This window comes from Pantoea sp. EKM103V (genome assembly GCF_011800365.1).
GTDB lineage: Bacteria > Pseudomonadota > Gammaproteobacteria > Enterobacterales > Enterobacteriaceae > Pantoea > Pantoea anthophila.
This window is the reverse complement of the sequence record NZ_JAALFQ010000011.1, coordinates 56,613-70,815: the sequence shown is the minus strand read 5'-3', so window position 1 is coordinate 70,815 and position 14,203 is coordinate 56,613. Positions and strand designations below refer to the sequence as shown.

At 57.5% G+C, this 14,203-nt stretch carries 14 protein-coding genes; 5 read left to right on the top strand and 9 right to left on the bottom strand.

Annotated features, from left to right (window positions below):
• Positions 1–63 precede the first annotated feature (63 nt).
• Complete coding sequence (locus tag HFD97_RS18500; RefSeq protein ID WP_167432342.1) at positions 64–966, top strand: LysR family transcriptional regulator; 903 nt, start codon at positions 64–66, stop codon at positions 964–966.
• A 71-nt stretch (positions 967–1,037) separates the two neighbouring features.
• On the top strand, positions 1,038–1,283 hold the full coding sequence (locus HFD97_RS18495) for a hypothetical protein (RefSeq protein WP_033736884.1): 246 nt from the start codon (positions 1,038–1,040) through the stop codon (positions 1,281–1,283).
• A 38-nt stretch (positions 1,284–1,321) separates the two neighbouring features.
• Here HFD97_RS18495 and HFD97_RS18490 read toward each other — a convergent pair whose 3' ends face one another.
• The 4 genes from HFD97_RS18490 to HFD97_RS18475 all read right to left on the bottom strand — a co-directional run bounded on the left by HFD97_RS18490 (position 1,322) and on the right by HFD97_RS18475 (position 7,457).
• A complete protein-coding gene (locus HFD97_RS18490; RefSeq protein ID WP_167432343.1) occupies positions 1,322–4,366 on the bottom strand; it encodes an efflux RND transporter permease subunit in 3,045 nt (1,014 codons plus the stop codon).
• Positions 4,363–5,496, bottom strand: coding sequence for an efflux RND transporter periplasmic adaptor subunit (locus HFD97_RS18485; RefSeq protein WP_167432344.1), 1,134 nt, complete (start codon positions 5,494–5,496; stop codon positions 4,363–4,365). The genes HFD97_RS18490 and HFD97_RS18485 overlap by 4 nt, the downstream gene beginning before the upstream one ends.
• 93 nt (positions 5,497–5,589) lie before the next feature.
• Positions 5,590–6,759 (bottom strand): cell wall metabolism sensor histidine kinase WalK, encoded by a 1,170-nt coding sequence (locus HFD97_RS18480; protein ID WP_150030273.1) that lies wholly within the window; start codon positions 6,757–6,759, stop codon positions 5,590–5,592.
• Complete coding sequence (locus HFD97_RS18475) at positions 6,756–7,457, bottom strand: response regulator (protein ID WP_150030274.1); 702 nt, start codon at positions 7,455–7,457, stop codon at positions 6,756–6,758. The genes HFD97_RS18480 and HFD97_RS18475 overlap by 4 nt, the downstream gene beginning before the upstream one ends.
• Positions 7,458–7,586: 129 nt before the next feature.
• Here HFD97_RS18475 and HFD97_RS18470 point away from each other — a divergent pair, with 129 nt between their 5' ends.
• Positions 7,587–8,375, top strand: coding sequence for a MipA/OmpV family protein (locus tag HFD97_RS18470; RefSeq protein ID WP_167432345.1), 789 nt, complete (start codon positions 7,587–7,589; stop codon positions 8,373–8,375).
• Positions 8,376–8,585: 210 nt separating this feature from the next.
• On the opposite strand, the gene HFD97_RS18465 is transcribed toward HFD97_RS18470, so the two are convergent.
• Positions 8,586–9,467, bottom strand: a complete 882-nt coding sequence (locus HFD97_RS18465) for an ROK family protein (RefSeq protein WP_167432346.1) — start codon at positions 9,465–9,467, stop codon at positions 8,586–8,588.
• Positions 9,468–9,783: 316 nt separating this feature from the next.
• On the opposite strand from HFD97_RS18465, the gene HFD97_RS18460 reads away from it, so the two are divergent.
• Both HFD97_RS18460 and HFD97_RS18455 read left to right on the top strand, forming a co-directional pair.
• Positions 9,784–10,608 (top strand): transcriptional regulator, encoded by an 825-nt coding sequence (locus HFD97_RS18460; protein ID WP_167432347.1) that lies wholly within the window; start codon positions 9,784–9,786, stop codon positions 10,606–10,608.
• Positions 10,605–11,102 carry a FidL-like protein gene (locus HFD97_RS18455; RefSeq protein WP_058957537.1) on the top strand — a complete coding sequence of 166 codons (498 nt, stop codon included), beginning with the start codon at positions 10,605–10,607 and terminating at the stop codon, positions 11,100–11,102. Before HFD97_RS18460 ends, HFD97_RS18455 begins: the two co-directional genes overlap by 4 nt.
• 95 nt (positions 11,103–11,197) lie before the next feature.
• On the opposite strand, the gene HFD97_RS18450 is transcribed toward HFD97_RS18455, so the two are convergent.
• The 4 genes from HFD97_RS18450 to HFD97_RS18435 form a co-directional block, all read right to left on the bottom strand.
• Positions 11,198–11,671, bottom strand: a complete 474-nt coding sequence (locus HFD97_RS18450; RefSeq protein WP_167432348.1) for a hypothetical protein — start codon at positions 11,669–11,671, stop codon at positions 11,198–11,200.
• Complete coding sequence (locus HFD97_RS18445; protein ID WP_167432349.1) at positions 11,664–12,539, bottom strand: winged helix-turn-helix domain-containing protein; 876 nt, start codon at positions 12,537–12,539, stop codon at positions 11,664–11,666. The genes HFD97_RS18450 and HFD97_RS18445 overlap by 8 nt, the downstream gene beginning before the upstream one ends.
• Positions 12,540–12,736: 197 nt before the next feature.
• Complete coding sequence (locus HFD97_RS18440; RefSeq protein WP_167432350.1) at positions 12,737–13,075, bottom strand: colicin V synthesis protein; 339 nt, start codon at positions 13,073–13,075, stop codon at positions 12,737–12,739.
• 645 nt (positions 13,076–13,720) lie between these two features.
• Positions 13,721–14,158, bottom strand: coding sequence for a DcrB-related protein (locus HFD97_RS18435; RefSeq protein WP_167432351.1), 438 nt, complete (start codon positions 14,156–14,158; stop codon positions 13,721–13,723).
• Positions 14,159–14,203: the final 45 nt, after the last annotated feature.

Genomic DNA, 14,203 nt, shown 5'->3' with positions numbered 1-14,203 from the left:
GGGTGAACCGATTCAGTCGTAAGATCCAATAGCGAAACCTGTTAACTTTGAGACGTTTTTGATATGGAACTGCGCCACCTGCGTTATTTTGTTGCCGTTGCCGAGACGCTTCACTTCACCCGCGCCGCCGAAATGCTGGGGATATCGCAGCCACCGCTGAGCCAGCAGATATTGCGGCTGGAGCAGGAGATTGGCACGCCCCTGCTGAAGCGGCTGACGCGTGGGGTGGAACTCACCGAGGCCGGCGAGGCTTTTCTGGCGGATGCCGTGCAGATTGTGCAACTTGCCGACCAGGCGCTGGAGAATGCGCGCGGGATCGCCCGTGGGATCAGCGGCCAGCTGTCTCTGGGATTTGCCAGCTCGGTTGCCTTTAATCCTCATATCTTTACCCTGATCCGCCGCTTTACCGGGCGTTATCCGGCGATGGAGCTGCTGACGCGCGAAGAGAACATGTCCCTGCTGATGCAGGATTTGCAGGAGGGATTGCTGGATGCCGCCTTTATCCGGCTGCCGTGCGAAAGCAGCAAGGCGTTTAATCTGCGCGTCATCTCCACCGAAAAGATGCTGATTGCGCTGCCGCGCTGCCACCCTCTCAGCGGCACACCCGTTCTGCCCTTATCGGCCCTGGCCAGTGAAACCCTGGTAATTTTCCCGCGTGACGTTTCGCCCAGCCTGTATGAGCTGATTGTCACCGCCTGTCTGCGGGCGGGGTTTTCGCGTCATACCTTCCAGCAGGCGCCGCAGATCACCACGTCACTCGGTATGGTGGCGGCAGGGTGCGGGATTGCGCTGGTGCCGGAGTCGATGCGCTGCGTTGATAACCCGGACGTCAGCTTCAGCGATATCGAAAACAACACGCTGTTCACCGACGTGGCGTTTGCCTGGCGGCGGCATCACCCCTCGAAAGCGGTGCTGCACCTGCTGTCGCTGCTGGCGGAACAGTCGGCTTCAGGCGAAGTGGGTTGATAAGCGCCAGCTATTGAACTGAAAACAATAACCAGCTGGCGAGCGGTGGGCGGGATATTAATAATCGGTGCATGACTACATACCGCGTAAGAGTCGGGTTTCATAACCCGTCAGCCCTGACATTCAGGCAACTGGATGAAATTCTGGAGCCGCAGCGATTCTGGAGAACAGATTCGGCGGGTGGCCAGTTCCGCTATTTCATGGAGTATGAGTACCAGTCTGACGTGCGCGACCTCTGTTCGGTCTGTTCGCTGGCCTATACCCAGGCCTGTAAAGTCAGAAAGTGCCCGCTGATTCTGGTGGAGGTGATGAACTGAGCATGCCAGGCGATCCCGCGCGATCGCCTGACACCGTTTCAGCGCGACCGGCGCTGCATCAACAGGCTTAGCGCGGCGGGCAGCACGGTGAGCGTCACCAGCGTTCCGCTGACCAGCCCCCCGATAATCGCCAGCGCCATCGGTCCCCAGAAAACCTGATGGGCGATGGGGATCATGCCGAGGATCGCGGCGCAGGCGGTCAGCAGGATAGGCCGCGCGCGGTGATGCGCCGCCTGGCGGATGGCCTCACCCGCGGCCAGCCCGGCGCGGGCATTCGCATCCACTTCACTGATCATGATCACCGCATTGCGGATGATGATACCTGCCAGTGCAATAATCCCCAGCAGCGCCACAAAGCCCAGCGGGGTGCCGGTCGGCAGCATGGCGGAAACGATGCCGGGCAGGCCGAAGGGGGCCATGCTCAGCGCGAGCAGCATGCCGGAAAAGCGTTGCAGCTGAATCATCAGCAGGACCAGCATGGCGCAGAGCGTCATCGGCAGCAGGGCAAAGACCGAACTGTTGCCCTTGTCCGACTCCGCTACCGTGCCCGCTTCCTCAATCGTGTACCCGGCAGGCAGGGAAGCACGCAGGGCGGCGATAGCCGGTGCCAGCTGTTGAGAGACCGCTTCCGCCCGCTGGCCGGGAGCGATATCCGTCTGCACCGTGATGTAGGGCAGCCGCTGACGCCGCCAGATCACCGGGTCATCCACGCCCCACTTCAGGGTCGCCACCTGGCGCAGCGGGATCTTCTGACCGCTGGCATTAGTGATCATCAAACCCGCCAGCGTCGCCGTATCCTGCCGCTCGGCGTCATTGCCGCGTAACACCACATCAATCAGCCGGTTGCGGTCGCGCAGTGTCGTCACCACGCTGCCGGACATCAGCGTATTCAGGGCACGGGCTATCGTCCCGGAGGAGAGTCCGGCCGCGCGGGCTTCAGTCTGATTGACGGCCAGCGTCATGACGCGCTCCGGTTCTCCGGCAGTCAGATTGACCTCGCGGGTCAGCGGTGAGCGGGCAATCAGCGCCGCCAGCCGGGACGCCGCCAGCCGGACATGACCATAATCCGGTCCGGTAAGGCGATATTTCAGCGGCCAGCCAACCGGTGGTCCCAGCTCCAGCGGCGAGACCCGTGTGGTGATATCACTGAAGTTCTCACCGAGCCTGCTCTCCAGCCTGCGCTGCAGCCGGTCGCGCACCGACAGGTTTCTGGCGACCACCACCAGCTGCGCGATGTTTTCATTCTCCAGCAGCACATCCATCGGCAGATAGAAACGGATGGCGCCCGACCCTGCGTAGCTGCTGAAGCTGGCGACATCGCGGTCATGGCGCAGCACCTCTTCCAGCTGTGCGGTCCGGCGCGTGGTTTCAGCCTGCGTCGCACTGGCGGGAAGCGTGAGGCTGACCAGCAGTTCGGGGCGGTCGGACGCCGGGAAAAATTCACCCTGCATAAACGTGGTGGCGTACAGGCTGACCAGCAGCACCCCCAGCGCCGCGCTGACCGTCACGCCCCGATGACGCAGAATCACTTCCAGCAGCCAGTGATAGCCGCGCATCAGCACGCCCGGTCGCGGGTCGGCATGATTCAGTTTTGCCGACAGCAGCCAGCAGCCGGTAAGCGGAGAGAAGATCACCGCGACGACCCACGAGCAGAGCAGCGCCAGCGCGATCACCACAAACAGCGAGTAGCAGTACTCGCCGGCGCTGGAGGCGGCGAACCCAACCGGAATGAACCCGGCGATCATGACCAGCGTGCCGGTCAGCATCGGAAAGGCGGTGGTTTTAAACGCCCAGGTGGCGGCCTGCCACTTACTGTCACCCGCTTCCAGCCGGGCCACCATCGCCTCGACGGTGATCATGGCGTCATCCACCAGCAGCCCCAGTGCGATAATCAGCGCACCCAGCGAGATGCGCTGCAGCCCGATACCGGCCAGCAACATACCGGTAAAGGTCATCGCCAGCACCAGCGGGATCGCCGCCGCCACCACCAGTCCGGCGCGCAGCCCCAGCGAGATAAACGACACGGCTAACACAATCACCACGGCTTCGCCCAGGATTCGCACAAAATCGCTGACCGCCGTTTTTACCACCGCAGACTGATCGGCAACGCGGGTCATGGTGATGCCGTGTGGTAACTGACCAGCCAGCGTCTGCATGCGCTGATTCAGCTGCTGACCAAAGTCGAGCAGGTTGCCGCTGGCGGCCATGGAGACGGCCAGCCCGATAGCGGGCACGCCATTGACCCGGAACGTCGGGGCGGGCGGTTCGGCGGGTTGCAGGCTGATCGTCGCGAGATCGGTCAGCGGGATAAAGCGATCGCCGATATGCAGTGTCATCGCCTGCAGGCTGTCGACGGAGGTCAGGGTGCCGCTGACCCGCAGCGCAATATTCTCGCGGTCGGTGCGCAGGCTGCCCGCCGGAACGACCTCGTTCTGCGCGTTGATGGCGTCGCTGACCTGCTGCAAATCGAGACCCATGCCATTGAGCTTTTGCGGAGAAAAGGCGATAACCACCTGTTGCTCCTGCACCCCCAGCAGCCGGGTTTTGCCGATGTCGGGCAGGGTCGCCAGAGCACGCCGCAGGTTATCGACGCGGTCGCGCAGCTCACGGGCACTAAAGCCCTCCGCCGTGAAGCCATAAATCGTGCCGAAGGTGTCATCAAACTCGTCGTTCACCGCCGGACCCTGCACGCCCTGCGGCAGAGAGGTGCTCACATCCTGCATCTTTTTGCGCAGCTGATACCAGATGCCCGCGACCTGAGACGGCGGCGTATCGTCACGCAGATTGACATAAATGACCGTCTGCCCGGCGCGGGTCTCACTCTCCACCGTATCGAGAGAGGGAAGTTCCTGCACCTTCTGCTCCAGCACGTCTGTCACCAGCTGCACCATGGTATTAACGTCGGCGCCCGGCCACTGGGCAGAGACCACCGCGGTTTTGATGGTAAACGCCGGATCTTCATTGCGTGACAGATGTTCATAGCTCATCACGCCCGCGGCCATCACCAGCAGCATGAAAAAGACCACCAGCTGCTGATGCGCCAGCGCCCAGCCAGAGAGGTTAAAGCCAGCCGGTTTTTTCATGGTTCCTCCTGCGCAGGCAACACTTTTTCGCCAGGCTGCAGGGTGGCGACGCCGGCGGTAACGATGCGCTCGCCCGGCTGAATACCGGATGCGACGAAGATCTGCTGAGCGTCAAAGCGGGCCAGCACCACCGGGCGAAGCTGCAGACGGGAAGCCGCATCCACAACCAGCAGCGCCGGCTGATCGGCTAAGCGCGTCAGGGCGCTGGCGGGCAGGGCGATGACCGGCGGTTGCGAGTCGGGCAGGGTAACCATAACGGTGGCACCGGGCGCCATCGCCTCGGGCGGCTGATTCAGCGTGACACGGAGCCGCCAGGTGCGGGTCTGCGGGTCAGCCTGCGGACTGATGTCACGGACCGTGCCGCTGGCCTCGGTGCCGGGGTCGGCAAGCAGCGTCACCTTCAGCGGTGTGCGATCAGCGATCTGCAGCCGCTCGGTCGTGGTCAGATCAAACACCGCATCGCGAGCATCCCCCGCGGCCAGCGTCATCACGCTTTGTCCGGCGCTGACCACCTGACCCGGCTGAACCGTGATAGCGGTGATCCGGCCCGCAGCAGGGGCCGTCAGCCGGGTCCAGCTGAGGCTATCCTGAGCATTTTTCAGCGCCGCTTCGCTACTGAGACGGCGGGACTGCGCGCTCTGCCAGTCCGCCTGGGCACTGTCCAGCTGGCTGCGGGCGATAGCACCGCCGGGCATCAGCAACCGCATCCGATGCAGATTCAGCGCGGCGACCCGCTCCGCAGCCCTGGCGCTGTCGAGATCGGCCCGGGCGCTGCTCAGCTGGTTACGCGTCTGATCGTTTTCCAGCGCCGCCAGCGGTTGCCCGGCACTGACCCGATCGCCCAGTTCAGCCGTGCGGCTGACGACCCGCCCGTCGAGCCGGAAGGCCAGGGTGACTTCGTCATGCGCCTGGATTTCACCGGTCAGCCGCAGAGAGGCCGCACCGCCGGGCGGCGGCGCGGTCACGGTTTTTACCGGACGGGGCGGAGCTGGCGGCGGGGCCGCACTGTTATCGCGGCAGCCGGTCATGATCAGCACCCCGGACAGCACAAAGACGAACGGCACCACGAGGTGAACAGAGAAGAGGTGACGCCACATCTGGCGGGCAGCATCAGATAAGAAGTCTGTCATAGCCGGGTTCCTGTAATGAGTTGTGCTCATTGAACCCGGCCCGTGTCCAGAAACGTTCCATGAACCATCAAGAAATGGTCAAGTCAGAACAATTTATCGATCCGGGAGTGTTATCCGAATCAGCAGGCCGCCGTCGGCGGGTAGCGAGGCGGTGATCGTCCCGCCGTGCGCGTCGACAATGGCTTTGGCAATGGACAATCCCAGTCCGCTGCCGCCGGAGTGGCGGGCGCGTGAGGAGTCGGCGCGGGTAAAGCGGTCAAACAGCTGTGGCAGGAAGTCCGGATCCACGCCCTGACCGTAATCGCGGAAGGTCAGTATCGTGGCCCGGGCGTCCCGGCTGGCGGAGATGAGCAGCACACCGCCGTCCGCCGCGTAGCGCAGCGCATTTTCGCAGAGGATGGTCACCACCTGCCCCAGCCGGAACGCATCGGCGCAGAGCAGCAGGTTGTCAGGGGCTTTCACGCGGAGGGTCAGGCCTGCCTGCTCTGCCTGCGGCAGCAGCCAGCCGGTGCGCTCACGCAGCAGCTCGGCGGGGTTAAAGCACTCCGGGTTCAGCGTAAGCTGCCCCGCATCCGCCAGTGACAGCAGATGCAGTTCGTCAGTCAGCCGGCTCAGTTGTGTCAGCTGCTTCATGATCATCGTCAGCTGCTGAGGGTCGGCCGGAAAAACGCCATCCAGAATGCCCTGCAGACGGCCCATCGCCGCCGTCAGCGGAGAGCGCAGTTCATGCGCCATCGCGACGTGAGAGGCGCGCAGCTCGCGCTCGTAACGCGCCAGCTGCTGTGTCATCTGATTAAAGTCTTCGGTAAAGCGCACCAGCTCCTGCGGAGCCGCGTCAACGACCGCCGCCGGGCGGCCAAACTCCCCCTGCGACACCGCACGCGCCGCCGTTGCCAGCTGGCTGAACTGTGCGGAGAGCGGACGCGCAAAGCGCAGCGCGATCAGCACCATAAGCGGAATGGTGACCACGACCAGAAGGATGACGGTCAGCCAGTCAGAGGAGGCCAGCGACGGATCGGAAAAATTGATGCCCCAGTATTGATCGACAATCTGATGGAAGCGCGCCGGATCGCTGGCGGGATGCTGGCGCAGCCGGGTGAACTCCTCCACCAGCGCGGGGGGCATCCGGTGGTAGACCCAGACCGCCTGCACCGCAAATCGCAGCCACATACAGAGGGCGATCAGCACTACGCTGCCTATCGCCAGCAACAGGACCCGGATGCAGATCCAGCGCCACAGTGAGGTGTGGGTTGCGTTCTTCATGGCTGTCTGAACCGGTAGCCGACGCTGCGCACCGCTGGCAGCACATCAGAGATGCCAGCGGCTTCGAGTTTACGGCGCAGGTTGTAGACATGGGTATCGACTACCCGCTCCAGCGCATCACTTTCCGGCAGGCAGTGCTCCAGCAGAAACAAGCGGGTAAAGGGACGCGTCGGAGCGCGCATCAGCGTGACCAGCAGGGAAAACTCGGTGGGCGTCAGATCGAGCCGGTGTGGGGCGGCGCTGTCGCCCTCCACGATCGCGGTGAGCGCCTCGGGATCGACCGTTAAACCAGCCCAGCGCAGGACCCCGGCCGCGGCCGCGGGCGCCTGGCTCTGGCTGCGGCGCAGAACGGCCTGCACGCGCGCCACCACTTCACCGGGATGATAGGGTTTTACCACATAGTCATCGGCCCCATAGCGTAGCGCACCGATGCGATCGGGCGCGTCCCCCATCGCCGTGACCATGATCACCGGGGTATCGTCACGCCGCCGGAGCGCCGCCAGCACCTCGGTGCCGTTCATGCCGGGCAGCATGATATCGAGCAGGATCAGATCGGGCTGCCAGCGTCTGGCCGCCTCCAGCCCGCCCGGTCCGTCACCGGCTATCGTAACCGCATAGTTTTCACGTTTCAGATAAGCCTCAAGGACGCCCGCTGCATCCGCGTCATCTTCAATAATCAGTACACGTTTTTCCTGCATTTCCGGACCACCTTGACTGTTTCTTCATAAATCCCTGGCCGTTCATTGATACGCGCCTCGCATACTCACCTCCGGTGACGCGGTACTGACTCCCCAGCTCCGCACCGGATGTGATAATGAGGAAACGTGATGATAACCGGAAAAATAACGCTTCACATGGTCTGTTTGTCGCTGGGTTTCAGTGCCGCCGCCGCGATGGCCGAAGAGAGTCCCACGCCGCCTCCCAGCATGACGCTGGGCATTGCGGGCATTAACGCACCGCGCTACAGCGGCGCAAAGAGGAATCACTGGCAGGTGATGCCGGTGATTCAGGCGCGCGACGGAGCGTTTTTTCTCGATTCGCAAAAAGGTATCGGCTATGACCTGCAGGCGGATAACGGACTTTACCTTGAGCATACGCTGGGCTACGGGCTGGGCCGCTCAGACCGGAACTCCTCCTGGCGTGACGGGGATGACCGGCTGCGGGGAATGGGAAATATCGACGCGACGGTCAATACCGCGCTGGCGCTGGGCTGGTCTGTGACGCCGTGGCTGGTGCTGGAGGGCAAAGCGACGCTGCCATTGAGTGACAGTCAGGGCGTGCAGTACCGGACGTCCGTCACCCTGATCCCCTGGCAGACCGCGGACGATACCGTTGCGCTGCAGGTGGCCGGTCTGTTCGATGATGGACGCTACATGAACACCTGGTACGGCGTGAACAGCCAGCAGAGTGCGCGCAGCGGGTTTGCACGGTATAACGCTTCAGGGGGATTCTACGGAACGGACGCCAGCCTGACCTGGAGTCATCAGCTAACCCCTGCCTGGGCAGCCAGCGTCACGGGTGACTACAGCTGGCTCGATAAATCTGCCTCCGACAGTCCCCTTGTCGCACGGCATGACGGTGCCGGGGTCACGCTGGCCCTCAGCTACACCTTCTGAGCCACATGGGAATAAGCGGGATGCGCAGTCACCGTGCTCTGCTTGTCGCGCTCATCCTGTTATATCTGCTGGTCTTTACCCTGACCGGTGTCGCACTCAGCCTGTTTGATGCGCCGGAGCTGAGCCGACGCGACAGGGAGGCGACAGAGAGGGCTGGGCGCCTCCCTTATCCTGACGCTGTCTGCGGGCCGCATGACCCTGACCGGTCAGCTAATTTTTCTTTGGCTGGCGCTGGAGGAAATTCCATGTTGCACCCAGCATGCCGGAGTCGTTGCCGTAGGTGGCCGCATCAATGCGAATATCAATCTGATACTTTGCCAGCTGCTCAGCGAGTTCTTCAAGGAAAGGTTCCCGCGCCGTAATGCCGCCGCCGATAAATATCATCTGCGGATCAAAGACGCTGAAGAGGTTATATAAGCAGGCCGCGAGATCCTGGTAGAATTTTTCCACCACCTGCTGCGCCATTTTTTCCTGGCGGTCGCAGGCGTCAAACACATCTTTGCCACTGACGTCATCAACAGGCCGGTCGGTGAGCTGACTGTAATTCTCCCGCAGCGCGGTCATGGTACAGCTCTGGCTCATGGTGTGGCGTTCAATGTCGCTGCTGGTGGGACGTGAGGTCAGCAGACAGCCAAACTCGCCTGCCCGGTTCCGGCCACCGCGAATCAGCGCACCGTTGCAGAAAGCGGCTCCGCCCAGCCCGGTTCCGATGGTCAGCATCAGGAAGTCGTTAAGTTTTTTCGCTTTGCCCAGCCAGTATTCCGCCAGCAGGGCACAGTGCGCGTCGTTTTCCACCGTGGCAGGCAGGGCGGTTTTCTCCGTCAGCCACTGGCTCAGATGAAACCCGTCAAAGTCACGGATGGTGCCGCCCATCTCAATAAAGCCTTTATCGGGGTCGATATAGCCGGGCGTACTCACGGCGATACCTTCACAGCCGGGATTCTTCTTCAGCCAGCCCACTATTTCTTCCAGAATTTTGTCCCGCGCGTTGTGGGAAATGTCGGCGCTCTCCTGCGTCAGAATGTTTCCCCGATCGTCCACCACGCCCATTTTTAAAGAGGTACCGCCAATATCAAAAGCTGCAATATTCATCAACGTTCTCTGAAATGATGTTGGTGCGCTTAATTGTAGTGTCGAAATAAAACCGCAGGCGGCCGGGCAGCCCTAATTTTGTCAGGAAAGGTACAGATTTATAAAGCTGCCGGAACAGGGCGCCATGAGCGAAGCGTTAATAACGGAAGGTGCTGCTATTAAGTAAGCGGTGCGGAGAATAGTGAACATTCCGGCGGCGATGTTTCTGTTAAGCGAATGTTTTCGGTATTAATTTACCGGATTAACCCTGCCTGGTGCTTCTTCAATCCAGCTGAATTATACTGTCGGCAATGAGCGCAAATTCAGTGATTTCTTAATGATTTACATTATCGATGACCAGATTACGTATAATTCAGATGACTGTACGCTGAGCCATATACCTACTCAGGAGTCGCTGAGCCTGAGTATCTCTTCCGGCCGGTTGTTTGAGCAGCTGCTGAATTCTGGCGGAGAAATCCTGTCGCGTGACACCTTACTGACAGAGGTCTGGGACCGGTATGGCCTGCGCGGATCTAACAGTAATCTGAATCAGTATCTGAGTATTCTGCGCAGGGCGCTTGCGGCCTATGGTTGCCAGAATCTGATAATGACCCTGCCGAAGATTGGCATCCGACTGAATCCGGAGATCAGGATTGTGCGGCAAACGGCTCAGCCGGTGGCGGTGTCTGATATCGCGCCGGAGCCGGTAGCGGGCACAGACACCGATGCGCCGCCAGATAACGTCACCGCGCCGGAGCCCTCTCTGGCTCCTGTGGCAAAGCCGATGCGCAGGACCCGACAACTGAGTGTGGCCCTGATTCTTCTGGCGATATTCATCGTTGCCTTCAGCTTTTACATCTTCATCCATCCTGCGCAGAAGAATAGCGGGCTGACCACTGTGTCACTGGCGGGCGGCTGTGAAGCGGTACTGCTGAAAGGCCTGGATGTGGTAGAGCGCGAGTCTATTGATCAACAGATACTGCAGATGCTCCGGGAGAATAATCAATCCTGCAGCGCCGGGCGACGGATCTATTTCGATAAAAACACGGCGTTCACCACCACGAACTACGGCAGAACGATGCTGTCAGCCTGTAATCTTGATGAGCGTGGGCACATCATTTCCTGTGACAACGTTTATTATCTCGACTGGAGAATGAATTGAAACGCAGCGCCACTCTTACGCTGACGGCAACGCTGGCCATATTGCTGCTGGTTACCTTTGCAGCCATCAATTTTTATCGTCATCAGGAAACTGATTTGCCGTTCCGATGCTCGGCGTTCAGCCGCTACGATCTCAGTCGTCAGGAAGGGAAGAAAGTCGAGTTTGCGGTGTCGCAGGATTTGCGTTTTATTGATGCGCACTCGGGTTATCTGTTACTCAACGGGCAGGTCACGCTGGGAGATAAGGTCACCACGCTCAATCGCCGTATTGCACTGAGCGAGGGCGGAAAAATAGAGAGCGATACTTATCGCTATAAAATTAAATCGATTATCACCTCGACCAACGATACCACCCCGGATGCGGTATTCAATCTGCTGCTGGCGGAGATCACGCTGGATCCGACCTACCTGCAGCTGGATGTGCGCCAGGTGGATCAGCAGGCCTACCTGATTAGCGGGCCGCTCTCCTATCTGTTTACCTGCAAGCGTTACTGAATGACGGCAGGCCTCTGCAGGGGCCTGTTAAGCGTTGAAAGCGGACGTTAGGCTTTGAGTGTATCCGCTCTTCCCTGCATCGGACTAAGAGGTTGTTAACCTGATATCGAATTGCAGATATAGGTCGGGATAAAATTGACTATAAAAAGAAAGTTTTTGTTCTTCTGCCTGATGATTCGCATATAAACTTCCTTCTCAGAGGCGATGAAAAACCGCGAGAGATACTGGCTGATCTCGTCATCACTGAGATTGTCATCCGGTAGCCTGATGTTTTTTTCAGCGGACATATAATAGATATCGCCATTGCGCTGCAGGCTGAAGGAGACTTTACGATTAAACACCTTTCCAGGATTCATTTCTGAATAGCCGGTGATATGGGCTAACGCAAAGTTATCACGAATCATATAGTTGAGTGACAGATGATAAATGTCGTCACTGTAATGTTCTACTAAGTTTGCAACACAGTTAAAACTTTCTGTGGGACGGCGCTGCAGATAGGGGTAAGCCAGAAAAGCCGCCTCCATTAAAATTACGATACCCGTTACTGCGATAAGCGTTTTTTTAATCACCCGGATTCAATCCTCTGAAATGATATTCTGAAATGCACTGATTTTTCTGGCTCATCGGTTTATTGCAGCGAATGACTGAGGTTCTGGGCAGGAGCGCATAATGCGTCACATAGACCCAGGGATAATGGCTGCAGCTGCTTTTCAATTTTTCAACCAGAGAAAGCGTTTTCTTTTTCTCCTCTGAACGGGCATCTTTGTCGGCAATATAAACCCGGCATCCATTGATATCTGCCAGAAACGGGTACTCATCAAAATGGACGCGGGGCGCATCTGATGCGCTGTTAGTTTTCAGAATTACCATCAGCAAAATCAGTGCGACCAGGCTCATGGTCCAGAGTAAAACCGCTGGCAGGAAAGATTTCAGCAGTGCTCCCGATTCCTGCCGGGCAGCTTGCGCCACCAGCGGCTCGCCCTGTTCAGTATCCGCTGAGGATGGCAGGCTCATCTCATCATAAGGTTCTTCCGCAAAAGTGTCTTCATCTCTGGAGTGCGTGTTTTCCTGACTGCCATCAACGTGCGTTTCACTACTGCGTTTCTTTATATCTGTTCCACTGGCCAGTGTCAGACCGACGCGTGGGATTGTTACGACAGGATCTTCCGCTAGCCCGACCTTTTTTAAACCCTTCCGCAGAATAGAAATATTCTGATAAAAGGTATTGGGAGAAACCAGCATCCCATTTTTCTCCCAGACAATCTCCATAAACTCCTGCTGCGTAATAATCGTGTCATTTCGTGTGATTAATAATAAGAGGCAGCGGCCTGCCGGAGAATTGAGGACTACACATTTTTCTGGATCGTTCAGATTACGCAATGTACTGGCCGCAGGATGAAACTCAATAAATCCATTAATGATGTAGTGATTATGCATCAGGCTAAACTCAGCAGAAAAATTTGAGTCTAGCTTTTTTACCCCCTTATTGTTACCTCCAATCTGTGCGACATTTTAAGATTCCATTTTCATTTGGGAATTTTTATACGGTCAGTGTCACAACGCAGCCCGCTTTTACCGGACATAAAAAAAGGTGCAGAATGTTCTGCACCTTGTCAACGCCAGTCATGTAAGCATCAGATCAAGCGGCTTGCCGCATTATCCTGGAAGGTGCCGTTGAAAGCGTTAGTGATAAACTGGTTGACCAGAGCATATACTGACTCTGAATCATTCCAGCCCATAATTGCACCGGCGACAGCACCCGCCGCGGCACCGATCATGCCTGCACCCAACATACCCACCAGCTGGCCAATGGCACCAATCCCGAGGATACCGCCACCGTCGCCACCGTGCATGCCGCCGATGGTGGCACCCGCAGCGTAGCCTGCCGCTGCCAGCAGAACGCTGCTGGTGAGTGATTCCCATAACCCCGTACCCGATACGGCATCAATTTCCGTCATGCTTAAATCGCGCATTATTATTTCCTCAGATTAATTTTAAAGTTAAGCCATGTCTTATCTTCTCATTTGAGAAATTAAAATATGACTTTTCATAGGCTGTTTCAAAATGACGGCAGTGACATGCTGTCTTGTTTCAAAACAGGTAAAACAGGCATTTTTATTACAGCATGCCTTTCTGAATTATTATCCTGTGCTACATGGATAACCTATCAGGATTACACATTCAATATTCTGACGATAAAGTGAATGGCTTAGCGCTTCTCTTTTTATCTCTTATCCGATTAATTTTGCTGCGGCATTATGCCGTCATGCTTCAGTCAGGAAATGAGCTGGCACGGGTCCGTCAGCGACTTTACGCCCGTTAAGTGATTCCCGATGATGACGACGACCGCAACATCCCTTGCAGATATCAGCAGAACGCGGTTGAAGCATTCCTCCTGAATATTCAGCGGTGCAAACGTCAGCTTCCGTGATACTGATATCACGCACGGTCACTTCCTGCCCCTGTCACTGATGGCAGGTGGTGTTATTAATGTTAATTTTCGGCGTTAATTATGCATTTAACCTGAAGCCTCTTAAATAGAATTACTTCTATTTTTAATTTCTTTCAGCTTTTGTGTTTGTATCTGGTATGGCCATTTTAAAATCCGTGTTAATACCTCAGGTGTTGTTAAGCGTAAATGACTTTACGCAATGTGCCAGCCTGTGCATCTCGTTCTTCATGGATACTTCATCAGGGTAGATTGACGTGAAGTTGATCGTAACATTATCAGCCATCAGACAGGCATAGGTTACCTGCCAGACTCGCTGACTGCCGCCCTGGCCGGTTATAAAGCTGTAAATCACCTGGAAAGTTTTCGTAAATGCATGGCTATCGTTAACCTCTTCCATTTTTACCAGGTTGAACTGATTAAATATTTTTTCGGCATTACTGACCTGTAAGGCAATATTCTCGCCAAGGGTTTGTCCTTCAGCGAGCCGGTCGCGGTTGATGGTGATCTGCTGGCCGGTTCTGAATGCCACAACATTAATTGTCTGAGTTCTGACTTCTTCGTCAAATTTAAGCGTGCCTTCCAGGCAGATTAGACTGTTTTTCATATTCACTCCTTGGTTTCAGGGCTGGGCAGCACTTAACAGTGCCCT

Excerpts from the sequence above, each read along its gene's own strand:
- HFD97_RS18500 (WP_167432342.1), top strand. The coding sequence starts at position 64 with ATGGAACTGCGCCACCTGCGTTATTTTGTTGCCGTTGCCGAGACGCTT.
- HFD97_RS18495 (WP_033736884.1), top strand. The coding sequence starts at position 1,038 with ATGACTACATACCGCGTAAGAGTCGGGTTTCATAACCCGTCAGCCCTG.
- HFD97_RS18490 (WP_167432343.1), bottom strand. The coding sequence starts at position 4,366 with ATGAAAAAACCGGCTGGCTTTAACCTCTCTGGCTGGGCGCTGGCGCAT.
- HFD97_RS18485 (WP_167432344.1), bottom strand. The coding sequence starts at position 5,496 with ATGACAGACTTCTTATCTGATGCTGCCCGCCAGATGTGGCGTCACCTC.
- HFD97_RS18480 (WP_150030273.1), bottom strand. The coding sequence starts at position 6,759 with ATGAAGAACGCAACCCACACCTCACTGTGGCGCTGGATCTGCATCCGG.
- HFD97_RS18475 (WP_150030274.1), bottom strand. The coding sequence starts at position 7,457 with ATGCAGGAAAAACGTGTACTGATTATTGAAGATGACGCGGATGCAGCG.
- HFD97_RS18470 (WP_167432345.1), top strand. The coding sequence starts at position 7,587 with ATGATAACCGGAAAAATAACGCTTCACATGGTCTGTTTGTCGCTGGGT.
- HFD97_RS18465 (WP_167432346.1), bottom strand. The coding sequence starts at position 9,467 with ATGAATATTGCAGCTTTTGATATTGGCGGTACCTCTTTAAAAATGGGC.
- HFD97_RS18460 (WP_167432347.1), top strand. The coding sequence starts at position 9,784 with ATGATTTACATTATCGATGACCAGATTACGTATAATTCAGATGACTGT.
- HFD97_RS18445 (WP_167432349.1), bottom strand. The coding sequence starts at position 12,539 with ATGCATAATCACTACATCATTAATGGATTTATTGAGTTTCATCCTGCG.
- HFD97_RS18440 (WP_167432350.1), bottom strand. The coding sequence starts at position 13,075 with ATGCGCGATTTAAGCATGACGGAAATTGATGCCGTATCGGGTACGGGG.
- HFD97_RS18435 (WP_167432351.1), bottom strand. The coding sequence starts at position 14,158 with ATGAAAAACAGTCTAATCTGCCTGGAAGGCACGCTTAAATTTGACGAA.